The sequence below is a fragment of the Nocardioides marinquilinus genome (genome assembly GCF_039543705.1).
GTDB lineage: Bacteria > Actinomycetota > Actinomycetes > Propionibacteriales > Nocardioidaceae > Nocardioides > Nocardioides marinquilinus.
Window position 1 is genome coordinate 954,702 of the sequence record NZ_BAABKG010000002.1, and the last position, 16,871, is coordinate 971,572.

A 16,871-nucleotide genomic window follows, 5' to 3' on the forward strand; every position below is an offset into this window, starting at 1 on the left:
CCTGGCGTCACACGACTGGCGCAGGTGGGCAACCACCGGGGAGTGTGAGTCGCGGGCCGTCGACCGCCTGGGTGGCCCGCCCGAGCCCACACGACCCAGGAGCGCCCGTGCCCGACCAGATCCCGATCCGCCGAGCCCTGGTCTCGGTCTACGACAAGACCGGCCTCGACGACCTCGTCCGCGGCCTGCACGAGGCGGGCGTCGCGCTCGTCTCCACCGGCGGGTCGGCCGCACGCATCGAGTCGCTCGGCCTGCCGGTGACCCGCGTCGAGCAGCTCACCGGCTTCCCCGAGTGCCTCGACGGCCGGGTCAAGACGCTGCACCCGATGGTGCACGCCGGCATCCTGGCCGACCGGCGCCTCGAGACCCACGTGACGCAGCTCGCCGAGCTCGGGGTCGAGCCGTTCGACCTCGTCGTCAGCAACCTGTACCCGTTCACCGAGACCGCGTCGTCGGGCGCCACGCCCGACGAGTGCGTCGAGCAGATCGACATCGGCGGCCCGTCGATGGTGCGGGCGGCCGCCAAGAACCACCCGTCGGTCGCCGTGGTCACCTCGCCCGAGCGGTACGACGACGTGCTGGCCGCCCTCGCCGGCGGCGGCTTCACCCTCGCCCAGCGGCAGCGGCTGGCCGCCGAGGCGTTCGTGCACACCGCCACCTACGACGTCCACGTGGCCTCGTGGATGGGCAACGTGCTCACCGACACCTCCGACACCGACACCGACACCGGCTCCGACGCCGGGTTCCCGGCCTGGGTCGGCGCCACCTGGGACCGCGCGGCCACGCTGCGCTACGGGGAGAACCCCCACCAGGCCGCCGCGCTCTACACGAGCGGGGCCGGCACCGGGCTGGCGCAGGCCGAGCAGCTGCACGGCAAGGAGATGTCCTACAACAACTACGTCGACACCGACGCCGCCTGGCGCGCCGCCCACGACTTCGACGCCCCCGCCGTCGCGATCATCAAGCACGCCAACCCGTGCGGCATCGCCACCGGCACCGACGTCGCCGACGCCCACGCCCGCGCGCACGCCTGCGACCCGGTCTCGGCCTTCGGCGGCGTCATCGCCGCCAACCGCCCCGTCACCGCCGCGATGGCCGCCCAGGTCGCCGACGTCTTCACCGAGGTCGTCGTGGCCCCGGCCTTCGACGACGACGCGCTCGAGGTGCTGCAGGCCAAGAAGAACCTGCGCATCCTGCGCTGCGACCCGCCGGCCCGCGGCGGCGTCGAGACCCGCCCGATCTCGGGCGGGCTGCTCGTGCAGCACCGCGACGCCGTCGACGCCCCCGGCGACGACCCGGCGTCCTGGACCCTCGCCACCGGCACCGCCGCCGACGAGGCCACGCTGGCCGACCTCGCCTTCGCGTGGCGGGCCTGCCGCGCGGTGAAGTCGAACGCCATCCTGCTGGCCCGCGACGGCGCCTCGGTCGGCATCGGCATGGGGCAGGTCAACCGGGTCGACTCCTGCCGGCTCGCGGTCACCCGCGCCGGCGACCGCGCGGCCGGCTCCGTGGCGGCCTCCGACGCGTTCTTCCCCTTCGAGGACGGCCCGCAGATCCTCATCGACGCCGGCGTGACGGCGATCGTGCAGCCCGGCGGCTCGATGCGCGACGAGCTGACGGTCACCGCCGCCGAGGCCGCCGGCGTGACGATGTACTTCACCGGCACGCGGCACTTCGCCCACTGACGAGGTCCGGCCACCACGACCCCGCTCGCCTGACAGGATGGACCCGATGACCGCACAGCGCCTCGACGGCACCGCCACGCTGAAGACGATCAAGGCCGAGCTCACCGAGCGGGTCGCCCGCCTGCGCGAGCGGGGCGTCGTCCCCGGGCTCGGCACCGTGCTCGTCGGCGACGACCCCGGGTCGCACTGGTACGTCGGCGCCAAGCACAAGGACTGCGCCGAGATCGGCATCGAGTCGCTGCGCCGCGACCTGCCGGCCACCGCCACGCAGGCCGAGGTGGAGGCCGTCATCGACGACCTCAACGCCGACCCCGCCTGCACCGGGTTCCTGGTGCAGCAGCCCACCGGCCTCGACGAGTTCGCCCTGCTCTCGCGCGTCGATCCCGACAAGGACGTCGACGGCCTGCACCCGGTGAACCTCGGCAAGCTGGTGCTCGGCGAGCCCGGTCCGCTGCCGTGCACGCCGATCGGCTGCATCGAGCTGCTCCGCCGCCACGGCATCGAGCTGGCCGGCGCCGAGGTCGTCGTGATCGGACGCGGGCTCACCGTCGGCCGGCCCCTGGGGCTGCTGCTCACCCGGCGCAGCGAGAACGCCACCACCACGCTCTGCCACACCGGCACCCGCGACCTCGCCGCGCACGTGCGCACCGCCGACGTCGTCGTCGCGGCCGCCGGCGTCCCGGGCCTGGTGACCGCCGACATGGTCAAGCCGGGCGCCGCGCTGCTCGACGTCGGCGTCTCGCGCGTCGACGGCAAGGTCGCCGGCGACCTCGCCCCCGACGTCTGGGACGTCGCGGGCTGGGTCTCGCCCAACCCCGGCGGCGTCGGGCCGATGACCCGCGCGATGCTGCTCACCAACGTCGTCGCGCGGGCCGAGCAGACCGCCGGCGTCGCCGAGGTGGTGTCCTGACCACGGTGAGCGACCCGCCCGAGGGCCTCGAGACGCCCGACCCGCCCGAGCAGCCCCGTCGCTACCCCTCCACCGTGGGCGGTGCGTTCTACCTGTGCGTGCTCATCACCGCAGGCGTCGCGATCGGCATCGTCACCACCGGTGACTGGCGCGCCGGCCTGCGCGTGCTCTCCGCCGGCCTCGTCGCCGCCGGCGTCCTCCGCCTGCTGCTGCCCCAGCGGGACGCCGGCATGCTCGCCGTCCGCCACCGCCTCGTCGACACCACCCTCCTCATCGGCGTCGCCGTCGCCTTCTACCTCCTCGCCGGCTCCATCCCGGACCAGCCGACGTAGTCGGCTCCGGTGTCACCACCACCCCACGATGGTCGAGGTGCGAGGAGCCCTGGCGACGAGCCTCGAGACCTTGCACGGTCGATGCGAACGTCCCCCCACGGACCCTGAGCTTGGTCGTTGGCCCCTGCCGGTCAAGGGCCGCGGCAGGTGGGACGACCATCCGCCGGTGTTGTTTGGCGCCTCCGCTCGTTCCTCGCTTCGGCGCGTGTTCGCGGCGCCATCGGCGACCGTGTGCCCTCCTGCGCGCGCAAGGGCTCGCTCGTACCTCGCTGCGCCCTTGCGTGCTCGTCGGTTACACGGTCGCGCGCCGCGAACGGGTCTGGGGTCGGCCCGCCCCCACGGTGGTCGAGGTGTGAGGAGCCCTGGCGACGAGCCTCGAGACCTCTGGCCCTCCGTGCCTAGGTCCCGTCCACGGACCCTGAGCTTGTCGAAGGGCACGGTCGGTCAACGGCCACGCGAGGTGGGACGACCAGCCGCCTGTGTTTGATTGCGCCTCCGCTCGTTCCTCGCTTCGGCGCGTGTTCGCGGCGCCTTCGTGCGACCCGGTTCGCTCCTGCGCGCGGAGGGCTCGCTCGTTCCTCGCTGCGCCCTCCGTGCTCGTCACTCACCAGGTCGCGCGCCGCGAACGGGTCTGTGGTCGGCCCGCCTGACGGTGGTCGAGGTGCGAGGAGCCCTGGCGACGAGCCTCGAGACCTCGCACGGTCGATGCGAACGTCCCCCACACGGACCCTGAGCTTGTCGAAGGGCCCCTGCCGGTCAACGGCCGCGGCAGGTGGGACGACCATCCGCCGGTGTTTGATGGCGCCTCCGCTCGTTCCTCGCTTCGGCGCGTGTTCGCGGCGCCATCGGCGACCGTGTGCCCTCCTGCGCGCGCAAGGGCTCGCTCGTTCCTCGCTGCGCCCTTGCGTGCTCGTCGGTTACACGGTCGCGCGCCGCGAACGGGTCTGGGGTCGGCCCGCCCCCACGGTGGTCGAGGTGTGAGGAGCCCTGGCGACGAGCCTCGAGACCCCTGGCCCCCCGCGCCCAGGTCCCACCACGGACCCTGAGCTTGTCGAAGGGCCCTGCCGGTCAAGGGCCGCGGCGGACGGGACGACCTGCCGCCTGTGTTGTTTGGCGCCTCCGCTCGTTCCTCGCTTCGGCGCGTGTTCGCGGCGCCTTCGTGCGACCTGGTTCGCTCCTGCGCGCGGAGGGCTCGCTCGTTCCTCGCTGCGCCCTCCGTGCTCGTCGCTCACCAGGTCGCGCGCCGCGAACGGGTCTGTGGTCGGCCCGCCCCCACGATGGTCGAGGTGCGAGGAGCCCTGGCGACGAGCCTCGAGACCTCGCACGGTCGATGCGAACGCCCCCACACAGACCCTGAGCTTGGTCGTTGGCCCCTGCCGGTCAAGGGCCGCGGCAGGTGGGACGACCAGCCGCCTGTGTTTGATGGCGCCGCCGCTCGTGGCCAGCGCCGCCGAACCCGGCCGCCCTTCGACGAGCTCAGGGTCCGTGCGGTGGCCCGGGCATGGAGAGTCGGTGGCCTCGAGGCTCGGCCGTGGCCGGCCTTGCACCTCGACCACCGTGCGGTGGTCGAGGTGCCAGGCACGGGGTCAGCGCTGGTAGTGGCCCTTGGGTCGGCGGCGGGAGCCGACGAGGAAGGCGGTGCCGGCGAGGAGGAGGCCGGCGGCGAGGGTGAGGAGGCCGAGGGGCGGGCCGCCGGCGTTCGGGAGGCTGCCGGTGCCGTTGTCGTAGCCGTCGTCGGTCGGGGTGACCGACGGGGGCACGGTGACCGCCATCGTCGAGGTCGGCGTCTCGGTCTCGCCGCTGGGCAGCACCGCGAGCCGGTCGTCGTTGACGATCGTGCAGGTGACGTGGTCGCTCTCGGCGATGGTGACGACGTCGCCGGTGACGGTGCCGCCGTCGCAGCTCCAGCCGTCCTCGGCGCGGTACTCCTCGGGGCCGCCGGACTCGGCCAGCGTGTAGTCGCCGGGCTCGACCGCGACGTCGGTGACGTCGTCCGAGCCGGTGACGCCCGCGATGGCGGTCGGGCCGTCGGCCGAGAGCGTCCAGTCGGTGGGCACCGCGGTGCCGCCGTCGTCGTTGACGACCACCTTGACCAGCGTCAGCCGGGTGTCGGAGAGGACGGCGGTGGGCCGGTCGTCGTTGGTGATCGTGCAGGTCACGTTCTCGCCGGGCGCGAGGGTGAGCGCGCCGTCGTCCAGGCTCCACGACGCCGACACGACGCCACCGCCGACGGAGACCGTGCCGGTGGAGCACACCCAGCCGAGGGCGTCGTACTCGCCGGGTCCGCCCGACTCGGTGAGCGAGTAGTCGCCGGCCTCGACCTCGGCGCCGGTGACGGTCGCGTCGCCCGTGACGCCGCTGAGCTCGACGGGGCCGTCGGCGGCGAGCGTCCAGTCGGTGGGGACGGCGGTGCCCTCGTCGTCGTTGACGACGCGCTTGACGAGCGTCAGGTGCGGCGCGACGTCGTCGTTGACGACCGTGCAGGTGACCACGTCGCCGACCCGGATCGTCACCTCGCCGTCGGTCGGGAGCGCGGCGTCCCGGGCGGGCCGCACGGGCTGCGCGTTCTCGTAGACGCAGGTCCAGCCGGCGGCGGCGTAGCCGTCGGGGCCGTCGGCCTCGGTGAGGTCGTAGTCGCCGGGCAGCACCACGGCGCCGGTGACCTCGGCGTCGCCGGTGAGGCCGGTGATCGGCGTCGGGCCGTCGGCCGAGAGCGTCCAGTCGGTGGGCACGGCGGTGCCGCCGTCGTCGTTGACGACGTCCTTGACCAGGGTCAGGCGGGGCGCGACGTCGTCGTTGGTGACGGTGCAGGTGACGTCGTCGCCGACGCCGAGCTCGACCGTGTCGTCCTCGCCCACCACCGGCGCGTCACCGGCCCCGCGCACACCGACCGGCCCGGTCGGGACGCAGTCCCAGCCGAGCGAGGCGTAGCCGGTGGGGCCGTCCTCACTCAGGGCGTAGGTGCCGGCCGGCACCGGGACGTCGGTGACCTCGGCGTCGCCGGTGAAGCCGTCGAGGCGCACGCCGTCGTCGACCTGCTGTTCGGCGGTGAGCTGCCACAGGCCCGCGTCGGCGGTGCCGCCGTCGTCGTTGACGACGACCTTGACGAGTGTCAGGCGGGCGGGTCGGTCGTCGTTGACGATGGTGCAGGTGACCTTGTCGCCCTCGGCGAGGGTCACCGACGCCGCGCCGACGACGCCGCCGTCGCACGTCCACTCGCCGGCGTCGTAGCCGTCGGGGCCGCCGGACTCGCCGAGCTGGTAGGTGCCGGCCGCGACCAGCCGGCCGGTGACCTCGGGCGTGCCCGTGGGGCCGCTGAGGTCGTCGTCCGCGCCGTCGGCGGTGAGCGTCCAGTCGGTGGGGACGGCGGTGCCGCCGTCGTCGTTGACGACCTGCTTGACCAGCGTCAGCTGCGTGTCGCCGAGCACGACGGTCTTGCGGTCGTCGTTGACGATCGTGCAGGTGACGTCGTCGCCGGCCTCGAGCGTGACCTGGTCGTCGGCCACCGCCACGCGGGCGCCGCGCACCAGCACGGGCACCGGCGGCGCGTCGACGCAGGTCCAGCCGAGCGCCTCGTAGCCGTCGGGGCCGGTCTCGCCGAGGGTGTAGCTGCCCGGCTGCACCTCGGCCGCGGTGACCGAGGCGTCGCCGGTGGGGCCGCTGATCGTGCCGAGCGCGCCGCCGTCGGCGGTGAGGGTCCAGTCGGTGGGGACGGCGGTGCCGCCGTCGTCGTTGACGACCTGCTTGACCAGCGTCAGGCGGGTGGTCGGCAGGGGAGGCACGTCGTCGTTGACCACGGTGCAGGTGACGTCGTCACCGGGCGCGAGCACGACGGCGTCCCGGACGACGCGCGACCCGTCGCCCGGGCGCACCCCGAGGCCGACGCACGACCAGCCGAGCGACTCGTAGCCGTCGGGGCCGGTCTCGGTGAGCGCGTAGGTGCCGGGGGCGACCTGGACGCCGGTGACCGAGGGGTCGCCGGTGGGGCCGCTGATCGTGCCGACGGCGCCGCCGTCGGCGGTGAGCGTCCAGTCGGTGGCCACGGCGGTGCCACCGTCGTCGTTGACGACCTGCTTGACCAGGGTCAGGCGGGTCGGGGGACCGAGCGGCAGGTCGTCGTTGGTGACGGTGCAGGTGACGACGTCACCGGGCGCCAGCGTCACGGTGCTGACGGGGTCGGCGACCACCCGCGACGCCCGGCCGGCGCGCAGCGGCGGCGGGCCCCACGCGCACTCCCAGCCGAGCGAGGCGTAGCCGTCGGGGCCGGTCTCGCCGAGCGTGTAGGTGCCGGCGGCGACCTCGGCGAAGGTGACGGCGTCGTCGCCAGTGGCGCCGCTGATGGAGCCGAGCGCGCCGCCGTCGGCGGACAGCGTCCAGTCGGTGGCCGCGGCGGTGCCGCCGTCGTCGTTGACCACCTGCTTGACCAGCGTGAGGTGCGCGGGCGGTGCCGGGGTGTCGTCGTTGACGATGGTGCAGGTGACGTCGTCGCCGTCGGCGAGGGTGACCTCGGCGCCGGCCAGCGTGCCGCCGTCGCAGGTCCACTCACCGGCGTCGTAGCCCCCAGGGCCGCTCTCGGACAGCGCGTAGGTGCCCGGCTCGACCTCGGCGCCGGTGACGGCCGGGTCGCCGGTGGCGCCGCTGATCGAGCCCACCGCGCCGCCGTCGGCGAACAGCGTCCAGTCGGTGGGGACGGCGGTGCCGCCGTCGTCGTTGACGACCTGCTTGACCAGGGTCAGCGTCGGCTTCTCCGGCGCGGGGGAGCAGTCGAGCACCGCGTCGAAGGGGAAGTCGTGCAGCTCGCCCTGGCCGTGGTCGAGCCGGGCCGAGATGACGTTGCCCTCGATGTTGTTGCTGGTCTGCCAGTCGATCGCGGCGTTCGGGGCGTAGATGGTGCCCTCGATCGTCGCGCCGCCCACGACCCGGATCGACGTAGCCGTAGGGAAGTTCCACAGGATGTAGGGGGCGTCGACGCCGCCGATGCCGGCCAGGTTGGGCGTGTTGCCGTCGAACGTCGTCCCGGTGACGTTCACGAGCAGCGGCGTGGACGCCGTCGGCTTGTCGGCGAACGTGATCTCGGAGAGGTTGCGCAGCTCGTCGGTGGTCAGGCTCAGCACGTTGGTGCGGCCGGGGACGAGCTGCAGCACGCCCTTCGCCCCGGGCTTGATCGGCCGCGGCAGCGGCGCCATCCCCTGGTCACGGTCGAGCAGCTCGACGGTGCTCGGGCAGCCGGCCAGCTGGCTCGAGATCGACCGGTAGGCCGCGAAGGCGGCGGGGATGTCGATCAGGCTGCTCGGCGGGACGGTGCCGATCGAGGCGGGCGTCTGCAGGTTGGTGCGGCCCTCGATCTTCGGCTGCGACTCGTAGCGCGCGCCGGGCTTGACGACCTTGTAGTTGACCTGGGCGTTGTTGCTGTCGCGGTTGTAGGCGCTGTAGGTCGCGGTGCGCGCGATCTTGGTGAAGCCCTCGCGCTGCACGTAGACGTCGGCGCCGCCGTTCTCCCACGAGACCCCGCCGCCGACGTGCAGGTAGGTCGGGCGCGCGTCGCCCGGCGCGGTGTAGGTCGGGTCGGTGGTGCCCGCGCCGGCGACGTTGTAGTTGCCCCGCACGTGCAGGTCGCCGCCCATCGCGACGGTGCCCTCCGACTCACCGCTGCGCACGGTCATGTCGCCCTCGACGAAGGCGAGGAAGCCGCTGTTGGCGGGGTGCCCGTCGATCTGGACGCTGATCGGGTTGAGCGGCAGCGTCGGCGTCGCGGCGGAGGCCGACGGGGCCAGGGAGGTCGTGACGGCGACCGGGACGACGACCGCCAGGGTGACCAGCAGGCCGGCTGCGGAGAGCCTCGTGGTGCGGCTGGTCGGGGTGTGGGGGAACGGCTTCACCTAGCCAAGTTAGGGACCGTTCCGGACCGCCACGGCGTTATCCGCGGCCCCTGCAGGACTGTGGTTGAAACGTGGACGAAGGGTGTCCGGCGCGTGGCCAGGTCTTGCGGCGATCTTGTGGTGACGGTCCGGCGTGGCGGCTCGCGTGCACCCCGCGCGGACGTGGGTCTCGAGGGTGGTCTCGAGGGTCGCCAGGGCTCCTCGCACCTCGACCATCGTCACGCGTGCACGATGGTCGAGGTGCGAGGCCGGCCACGGCCGAGCCCCGAGACCTACGGGGTCGGCCGGTCGCTCAGATCAGGCCGAGCTGGGTGACGGCGTCCCGCTCGTCGGCGAGCTCGGCCGTCGAGGCGTCGATGCGCCCGCGGGAGAAGTCGTCGATCTCGAGGCCCTCGACGATCGTCCAGTCGCCGTCGCGGGTGGTGACGGGGAAGGAGGAGACCAGGCCCTCGGGCACGCCGTACGAGCCGTCGGAGACGACCGCCATCGAGACCCAGTCGCCCGCGGCGGAGCCGTAGAGCCAGTCGCGGGCGGCGTCGATGGTGGCCGAGGCCGCCGAGGCGGCCGAGGAGGAGCCACGCGCCTCGATGATGGCCGCGCCGCGCTTGGCGACGGTGGGGATGAAGGTGTTCTCGAGCCACTCCTGGTCGCCGACGACCTCGGCGGCGTTGCGGCCGCCGACCTCGGCGCGGAAGAGGTCGGGGTACTGCGTGGCGGAGTGGTTGCCCCAGATCGTCATCTTCGTGATGTCGGTGACCGGGGCGCCGGTCTTCGCGGCCAGCTGCGAGATGGCGCGGTTGTGGTCGAGGCGGGTCAGCGCCGAGAACCGCTCGGCCGGGATGTCGGGGGCGTTCTTGAGCGCGATCAGCGCGTTGGTGTTGGCGGGGTTGCCGGTGACGCCGATGCGGACGTCGTCGGCCGCGACGCTGTTGAGCGCCTTGCCCTGGGCGGTGAAGATCGCGCCGTTGGCCTCGAGCAGGTCGCCGCGCTCCATGCCGGGGCCGCGGGGGCGCGCGCCGACGAGCAGGGCGAGGTTGACGCCGTCGAAGATGGTCTCGGCCTCGGAGCCGATCTCGATGCCGGCCAGCCCCGGGAACGCGCAGTCGTCGAGCTCCATCACGACGCCCTCGAGCGTCTTGAGCGCGGGCTCGATCTCCAGCAGCCGCAGCTCGACGGGCCGGTCGCCGGTGAGGGCGCCGCTCGCGAGGCGGAACAGCAGGCTGTAGCCGATCTGGCCGGCGGCGCCGGTGACGGCGACCTTGAGGGGCTTCTCAGTGCTCAACGGGGACTCCCGGAACGGTGTCGAGGGGTGGAGGACCGGTCGGTGCCGGTGGGGCGCTGCCGAAACTAGCAGCGGCGCAGCCGCCCCCGGCGCGGCGGGCGGCGTAGGCGAGGATGACGGCGTGCGCCGTCCGATCGCCCGCCCCGCCGTCGCGGTCGTGGCCGTCCTCGGGCTCGGCGCCGGGCTGGCCGCGTGCGGCAGCGCCGCCGAGCCGAGCCCGCCGTCGGGCGTCGACGAGCTCGAGGTGCCCACCGAGGCCCCCGACGCGGCCGACTTCACCGGCGGCCCGGTCGAGAGCCCGTGGCTCGCGCTCGACCTCGCGGCGTCCTACCGGACCGTCGACGGCACCAGCGTCGAGCGCACGGTGGCGCCCGGGCCCGAGGTCGCGGGCGTCACGACGACGGCCGTGAGCCTCGACGGCACGACCGATCTGCTCGCCGAGGACGACGAGGGCAACGTGTGGTGGCTCGGCCGCGAGAGCGAGGACGCCGACGGCACCGGCTCCGCGACGTGGCTGACGGGGGAGGACGACGTCCGCGCGGGCCTGCTGGTCACGCGCACGCCACGCGTCGGCGACGGCTACCTGGCTGCCGACCTGCCCGGTGACGACGACCCGCGCGTCACGGTGGCGGGGGTCGACGAGACCGTGACCCTCGACGTCGACGGCACCGCGACGGAGTACGACGACGTGGTGGTGCTCGAGCTGACCGACCTCTACGGACCCGCGGGGTCGATGGTCAACGCGCTCTACTCACGCGACGTCGGGCTGGTGCTGCTCGAGTCGGCCGGGGGCGTCGCGGCGCTGACGCGCACCCCCGGCTGACCCGAGCGGTCGGTCGGTCGCTCAGTAGTCCTGCGGGCGGACCTGCGTGGAGTCGCCGCCCTGGCCCGGCTGCTGCTGGGCCGGGATCCACTGCTGCGACTGCGGGTCCCACTGCCAGCCGTCCTGGATGATCGGCTGCTCGGCCGGCGGCTGCTGCGCGGCCTGGCCCGGTGCCTGGTAGCCGCCCGGCTGGCCCGGCTGCTGGTAGCCCTGCTGGTAGCCGCCCTGCGCCGGCTGGTCGTAGCCGCCGTAGGCGCCGGCCTGCCCGCCCTGGCTCCACTGCTGCTGGTACTGGTCGGTGTAGCCGACCGGCGCGCCGCCGGAGCCGAAGGTGAAGCCCGAGCCGGGCACGGGGCCGGTGGCGTGGCCGAAGATCGCCGGGTAGGCCAGGCCGGCCAGCGCGGCGCCCACCAGCGGCGCGAGGATGAAGACCCAGATCTGCACGATCGCGTCGCCGCCGGAGAAGAACACCGTCGAGAGCGAGCGGGCCGGGTTGACCGAGGTGCCGTCGAGCGGGATGGCCACGAAGTGGATCGCGGCCAGCGTCAGACCGATGGCCAGCGGGGCCAGACCCGGGTGGTCGTTGCGCTCGTCGGTGGTGGCGAAGATGACGGTGAGGAAGACGAAGGTCAGCACGATCTCGACGAGCAGGACGGCGATCAGGGCCGCCCCACCCCGGTCGCCGAAGCCGTTGGCGCCGAGGTTGTCGTCGCCGAACTCGTAGCCGACGTCGGCGCTGAGCGCGACGAGCAGCAGCACGATGCCGCCGACGATCGCGCCGCCGACCTGCGCGGCGCTGTAGAGACCCGCCTCGCGCCAGCTGATGCGGCCGCCGATGGCGGCGCCGACCGAGACGGCCGGGTTGAAGTGCCCGCCCGAGACCCGGCCGAAGGCGTAGACCATCGCGACGATCGCGATGCCGAAGGCCAGGCCGATCGAGGTCGTGCTGAGGGCGGCGAGCTCGCTGCCCGAGGCGCCGAGGCCGAGCGCGGGCAGGGCTGCGGCGCCGACACCGAGGACGACGAGCACGAACGTGCCGAGGGCCTCGGCCATCAGCTTCTGCAGCTGCGTGTGCTGCGGGTGCTCGGCGGCGGGGGGAGCTGCGTCTGGGGTGGCGGTCATGGCGCGGGCCTGCCCTTCGTACGGATGCCGGAAACGTGGGGGACGCCCGAACTCTAGTGGCGCGCGGGACCCCCGCTCGGGTGGCTCGCGGGCCGAGGGGGTGCGACGCTGGCGACGTCCCCGGCGTCAGGTATCTTGACGTCGAGAAACCCACCGACGCGGCACAGGAGCTGACACCACCCATGGCCGAGCACTCGACGAACGCGACGATCGTCTACACCTACACCGACGAGGCGCCGCTGCTGGCGACCTACTCGTTCCTGCCGATCGTCGAGGCCTACGCGGCCGCGGCCGGCGTCGACGTCGAGTCCCGCGACATCTCGCTGGCCGGACGCATCCTCAGCCAGTTCCCCGAGCGCCTCACCGACGAGCAGCGCATCGGCGACCACCTCGCCGAGCTCGGCGACCTGGCCACCCGGCCCGAGGCCAACATCATCAAGCTGCCCAACATCTCCGCCTCGGTGCCGCAGCTCAAGGCGGCCGTCAAGGAGCTGCGCGACCAGGGCTACGACCTGCCCGACTACCCCGAGTCGCCGAGCACCGACGAGGAGCGCGACGTCCGCGCCCGCTACGACAAGGTCAAGGGCTCCGCGGTGAACCCGGTGCTGCGCGAGGGCAACTCCGACCGCCGCGCGCCGGCGTCGGTGAAGAACTACGCCAAGGCGCACCCGCACCGCATGGGCGCCTGGTCGTCCGACTCCAGGACCAACGTGGCCACGATGGGCGAGCACGACTTCCGCTCCAACGAGAAGTCGGTCGTCCTCGACGCCGACGACACGCTGCGCATCGAGCACGTCGCCGCCGACGGCACCACCACGGTGCTCAAGGAGCAGGTGAAGGTGCTGGCCGGCGAGGTCGTCGACGCCACCTACATGGACGTCGCCGCGCTGCGCCGCTTCCTGACCGAGCAGGTCGCGAGGGCCAAGGCCGACGACGTCCTGTTCTCGGCGCACCTGAAGGCCACGATGATGAAGGTCAGCGACCCGATCATCTTCGGCCACGTCGTCCAGGCGTTCTTCCCGACGCTGTTCGAGCAGTACGGCGAGCAGCTCGCCGCCGCCGGCATCAGCCCCAACGACGGGCTCGGAGCACTGCTCTCGGCCGTCGACTCCCTGCCCGAGGGCGAGGCGATCAAGGCCGCCGTCCAGCAGGGTCTGGCCGACGGGCCGAAGCTCGCGATGGTCGACTCCGACCGCGGCATCACCAACCTGCACGTGCCGAGCGACGTCATCATCGACGCCTCGATGCCGGCGATGATCCGCACCTCGGGGCACATGTGGGGCCCCGACGGCGAGGAGGCCGACACGCTGGCCGTCATCCCCGACTCGTCCTACGCCGGCGTCTACCAGACCGTCATCGACGACTGCCGCGCCCACGGCGCGTTCGACCCGGCCACGATGGGCTCGGTGCCCAACGTCGGCCTGATGGCCAAGGCGGCCGAGGAGTACGGCTCGCACGACAAGACGTTCGAGGCGCCGTCCGCCGGCACGATCCGCGTCGTCTCCTCCGCCGGCGAGACGCTGATCGAGCACGACGTGCAGCCCGGTGACGTGTGGCGTGCCTGCCAGACCAAGGACGAGCCGATCCGCGACTGGGTCAAGCTGGCCGTCAGCCGCGCCCGCGCCTCCGGCTCGCCCGCGGTGTTCTGGCTCGACGAGACCCGGGCCCACGACGCCAACGTGATCGCGAAGGTGAAGGAGTACCTGCCCGAGCACGACACGGACGGGCTGACCATCGAGATCCTGGCGCCGGCCGAGGCCTGCGCCTACTCGCTCGAGCGCCTGCGCCGCGGTGAGGACACCATCTCGGTCACCGGCAACGTGCTGCGCGACTACAACACCGACCTGTTCCCGATCCTCGAGCTCGGCACCTCGGCCAAGATGCTCTCCGTCGTCCCGCTGATGAACGGCGGCGGCCTGTTCGAGACCGGCGCGGGCGGCTCGGCCCCCAAGCACGTGCAGCAGCTGGTCAAGGAGAACTACCTGCGCTGGGACAGCCTGGGCGAGTTCTTCGCCCTCGTGCCCTCGCTCGAGCTGTACGCCGAGCAGTCCGGCCGCGCCGGCGCCACCGTGCTCGCGGGTGCCCTCGACCGCGCCACCGAGACCTTCCTCAACGAGGACAAGTCGCCCACCCGCCGCGTGGGCGGCATCGACAACCGCGGCTCGCACTTCTTCCTGGCGCTCTACTGGGCCCAGGAGCTCGCGAACCAGACCGACGACGCCGACCTCGCCGCCCGGTTCGCGCCGCTCGCCGAGCGCCTCGCCGCCGAGGAGCAGACGATCGTCGACGAGCTGAACGCCGTCCAGGGCAGCCCCGCCGACATCGGCGGCTACTACCGCCCCGACCCCGAGAAGGCGGCGGCCGTGATGCGCCCGTCCGCCACGTTCAACGAGGCGCTCGCCTCGCTCTGAGCGGCTGACTGGTCGACCGAGCGGCGTCGCGGAACCATCCGAGCGCCCCGGCACGTCTCGTGCCCATGACCGGGTCCGCGCACGGCTTCGACGAGTTCGTCGCCGCGCGTTGGACCCGGTTGGTGCGCTCGGCCGTGCTGCTCGGGGCCGACGTGCACGCCGCCGAGGACGTCGTCCAGGTCGCACTGGCCAAGTGCCACCGTCGCTGGACGCGCGTGACGCGGGCCGACGACGTCGACGCCTACGTGCACCGGGTGCTCATCAACACCCTGCTCGACAGCCGCCGGCGGCGGTGGTGGGGCGAGACACCGACCGAGGCGCTGCCCGAGGCGGGCCGTTCGGTGGACGACGTCGCGGGTGCCGTGGCCGAGTCCGACGCGATGCGGGGCGCGCTGCTGCGTCTGCCGCTCGGGCAGCGCGAGGTCGTCGTGCTGCGCTTCTACGCCGACCTCACCGAGCAGCAGACCGCCACCGCGCTGGGCGTCGCGCTCGGCACGATCAAGAGCCGGACGTCGCGGGCCCTGGCGGCGCTGGCCGCCGACGAGTCGCTGCGCGACGTCGTCCAGGAGGAGTCATGAGCCACGAGCAGCTGCGCCGGATGCTCGACGAGAGCGCCGCACGCGTCGAGGTCGGACCGGCCCCGGTCGTCCGGAGCCGGTCGCGGGTGCCGGTCGTGATGGCCGTGGCGGTGACCGCCGTGGCGGCGGTGGTCGGGGGAGCGGCCCTGCTCGGAGGCGGGACCGGAACGACCGAACCGTCGCAATCCCCGGCCGCCGACGAGCCGGTTGTGACGGCGGCGCTCCTCACCGCCAATCGACCTGCCGACGGCGTGGTCGTCAGCATGCAGGCTCTGGTGAGCGGGCGCCTCGAGGCTGACGACCGCGGCTGCGTCGTGCTGGCCGACGCGTTGGGCACCGGTCGAACCGCGGTGTGGCCCTACGGTTGGTCGGCCGAGGTCGACGGCGGCCGGCTCGAGCTGCGCGACGGCACGGGCGAGGTCGTGGCGCACGAGGGCGACATGGTCACGGCATCGGGTGGGTACGTGCCGCTCGAGCAGCAGTTGGGCGAGGCCCCCTGCGCGCCCGCCGACGTCACCGAGGTGCCGCACCTTCAGTCCGAGGTCGACTTCGAAGGCGCGACGGGCCTCGAGCTGGCGACCAGCGGGTGGCGGCCCGGCCAGCGCGCCCAGCTCGCTGAGCACCAGGGTGCGCTGAGCGACGACGGCGGCTGCGTGACCGTGGGCGGCACCCCCGTCCTCTGGCCGGCCGACTTCACAGCCCAGCGGACAGCCGATGGCGTCCTGCTCCTGCGTGACCCCGCGGGCGTCGCGGTGGCAACCGGGGGTGACCGTCTGAGGCTCGGCGGCGGCTTCGGGTTTGCACCGGAGGGAACGGCGGCTGGCTGTGTGGACGGCGCCACCGAAGTGTTCACGGTGCAGTCCGAGGTGGAGGTCGTGACAGGCGCTGACGTCGACCCGTCCGGGCCGCTCCTGGTGGCGCCTGCTGAGTCGAAGGTGGTCTTCACTGCCAGGATCGCGGGTCTACTCGGGGTCGACGAGCGCGGGTGCGTCGTCGTCGGTGGGAAGATCGCGATCTGGCCACCGGGATGGAGCGCAGAGGTCACCGGGGACCAGCTGACCCTGCGCGACCCGAGCGGTGCGGTGGTGGGCGCGGCCGGTGACGAGGTCGAGGCCGCCGGCACTCCTGGCGTCAGACCGCGTTACATGGGTGACCTCCGAGGCTGGCGGTGCTACCCGAGGACCGGGATGCCCGCTTGGATTCAAGGAATGCTGACGGTCGGCGGTGGCTGATCCGGCACGGTCCAGGCCGGGTCGGGGACGAAGCGCTCCCACCCGTCGCAGAACGGCGGCCCCCACGCCTCGATCACCGTCTCGACCTCGTCGGCGACGGCGGTGATGGCGTCGGCCTCGGCGCGGGTGTACCGACCCTGGACGACGGCCTGCCCGAGCTCGTCCTCGTCCTTGCGGCCGTGGGTGCGGTCGGGGTCGACCCACACGTCGAGGACGTCGTCCCAGGCGTAGTGGGTGTCGGCGTCGCGGCGGTGGCGGCTCTCGAGGTTCACGTACCAGCCCGCGAAGCTGCGGGTGCCCTCCTCGAAGAAGGTCCACACCGACCAGCGGCGTCCGACCGGCCAGACGCGCAGCACGTCGTAGCCGGTCCAGGTCGCGACCGCCTGCACCGCGTCAGCGGTGAACATCGTGGTCAGGCCCTCGCGTCGGCCGAGGCCGTCGGCGCGCGCCTTGCGCAGCACCGGCGTGCCCGCGGCGAGCCACACGGCGAGCACGTCGGGGTCGTCGCGGACGACGGTCACGGTCTCCGCCCAGTGGGGTCCGGAGACGTCGCCCCAGCGGGTCGTGATGCGGGTCCCGGGGCGCCAGCGCACGTCGTCCACGCCTCCGCAGGATAC

Annotated in this window: 11 protein-coding genes and 1 riboswitch; of the genes, 7 read left to right on the forward strand and 4 right to left on the reverse strand. The window is 73.4% G+C overall.

Annotation, left to right across the window (positions count from 1 at the left end):
* Position 1 precedes the first annotated feature (1 nt).
* Positions 2-80: riboswitch (ZMP/ZTP riboswitch) on the forward strand.
* Positions 81-107: 27 nt separating this feature from the next.
* Genes purH through ABEA04_RS10590 form a run of 3 tightly spaced genes read left to right on the forward strand, consistent with a single transcriptional unit; the run spans position 108 to position 2,927 of the window.
* Positions 108-1,685 carry a bifunctional phosphoribosylaminoimidazolecarboxamide formyltransferase/IMP cyclohydrolase gene (purH, locus tag ABEA04_RS10580; protein WP_345458047.1) on the forward strand — a complete coding sequence of 526 codons (1,578 nt, stop codon included), beginning with the start codon at positions 108-110 and terminating at the stop codon, positions 1,683-1,685.
* Positions 1,686-1,731: 46 nt separating this feature from the next.
* Positions 1,732-2,595, forward strand: a complete 864-nt coding sequence (locus ABEA04_RS10585) for a bifunctional methylenetetrahydrofolate dehydrogenase/methenyltetrahydrofolate cyclohydrolase (RefSeq protein WP_345458050.1) — start codon at positions 1,732-1,734, stop codon at positions 2,593-2,595.
* A gap of 5 nt (positions 2,596-2,600) precedes the next feature.
* The gene (locus ABEA04_RS10590) at positions 2,601-2,927 is read left to right on the forward strand and encodes a DUF3017 domain-containing protein (RefSeq protein WP_345458053.1); all 327 of its coding nucleotides are present in this window, start codon (positions 2,601-2,603) and stop codon (positions 2,925-2,927) included.
* Between the two features lie 1,586 nt (positions 2,928-4,513).
* Here ABEA04_RS10590 and ABEA04_RS10595 read toward each other — a convergent pair.
* Positions 4,514-8,806, reverse strand: coding sequence for a collagen-binding domain-containing protein (locus tag ABEA04_RS10595; RefSeq protein ID WP_345458056.1), 4,293 nt, complete (start codon positions 8,804-8,806; stop codon positions 4,514-4,516).
* 292 nt (positions 8,807-9,098) lie between these two features.
* Positions 9,099-10,088, reverse strand: coding sequence for a malate dehydrogenase (locus tag ABEA04_RS10600; protein WP_345458059.1), 990 nt, complete (start codon positions 10,086-10,088; stop codon positions 9,099-9,101).
* Between the two features lie 121 nt (positions 10,089-10,209).
* Between ABEA04_RS10600 and ABEA04_RS10605 the strand changes: the two genes are divergently transcribed.
* Complete coding sequence (locus tag ABEA04_RS10605) at positions 10,210-10,911, forward strand: hypothetical protein (RefSeq protein ID WP_345458062.1); 702 nt, start codon at positions 10,210-10,212, stop codon at positions 10,909-10,911.
* 21 nt (positions 10,912-10,932) lie between these two features.
* On the opposite strand, the gene ABEA04_RS10610 is transcribed toward ABEA04_RS10605, so the two are convergent.
* A complete protein-coding gene (locus tag ABEA04_RS10610) occupies positions 10,933-12,033 on the reverse strand; it encodes an MIP/aquaporin family protein (RefSeq protein WP_345458065.1) in 1,101 nt (366 codons plus the stop codon).
* Between the two features lie 182 nt (positions 12,034-12,215).
* On the opposite strand from ABEA04_RS10610, the gene ABEA04_RS10615 reads away from it, so the two are divergent.
* The 3 genes from ABEA04_RS10615 (at position 12,216) to ABEA04_RS10625 (ending at position 16,254) form a co-directional block, all read left to right on the forward strand.
* Entirely contained in the window at positions 12,216-14,444 is a 2,229-nt protein-coding gene (locus ABEA04_RS10615; protein WP_345458068.1) for an NADP-dependent isocitrate dehydrogenase, read from the forward strand.
* A 65-nt stretch (positions 14,445-14,509) separates the two neighbouring features.
* Positions 14,510-15,022, forward strand: a complete 513-nt coding sequence (locus ABEA04_RS10620; RefSeq protein WP_345458070.1) for a SigE family RNA polymerase sigma factor — start codon at positions 14,510-14,512, stop codon at positions 15,020-15,022.
* Entirely contained in the window at positions 15,019-16,254 is a 1,236-nt protein-coding gene (locus ABEA04_RS10625; RefSeq protein ID WP_345458072.1) for a hypothetical protein, read from the forward strand. Before ABEA04_RS10620 ends, ABEA04_RS10625 begins: the two co-directional genes overlap by 4 nt.
* Here the strand turns inward: ABEA04_RS10625 and ABEA04_RS10630 are convergent.
* Positions 16,224-16,856, reverse strand: a complete 633-nt coding sequence (locus tag ABEA04_RS10630) for a DUF402 domain-containing protein (protein WP_345458074.1) — start codon at positions 16,854-16,856, stop codon at positions 16,224-16,226. The two genes, ABEA04_RS10625 and ABEA04_RS10630, sit on opposite strands and share 31 nt — an antisense overlap.
* Positions 16,857-16,871: the final 15 nt, after the last annotated feature.

Excerpts from the sequence above, each read along its gene's own strand:
- ABEA04_RS10625 (WP_345458072.1), top strand. The coding sequence starts at position 15,019 with ATGAGCCACGAGCAGCTGCGCCGGATGCTCGACGAGAGCGCCGCACGC.
- ABEA04_RS10585 (WP_345458050.1), top strand. The coding sequence starts at position 1,732 with ATGACCGCACAGCGCCTCGACGGCACCGCCACGCTGAAGACGATCAAG.
- ABEA04_RS10615 (WP_345458068.1), top strand. The coding sequence starts at position 12,216 with ATGGCCGAGCACTCGACGAACGCGACGATCGTCTACACCTACACCGAC.
- ABEA04_RS10610 (WP_345458065.1), bottom strand. The coding sequence starts at position 12,033 with ATGACCGCCACCCCAGACGCAGCTCCCCCCGCCGCCGAGCACCCGCAG.
- ABEA04_RS10620 (WP_345458070.1), top strand. The coding sequence starts at position 14,510 with ATGACCGGGTCCGCGCACGGCTTCGACGAGTTCGTCGCCGCGCGTTGG.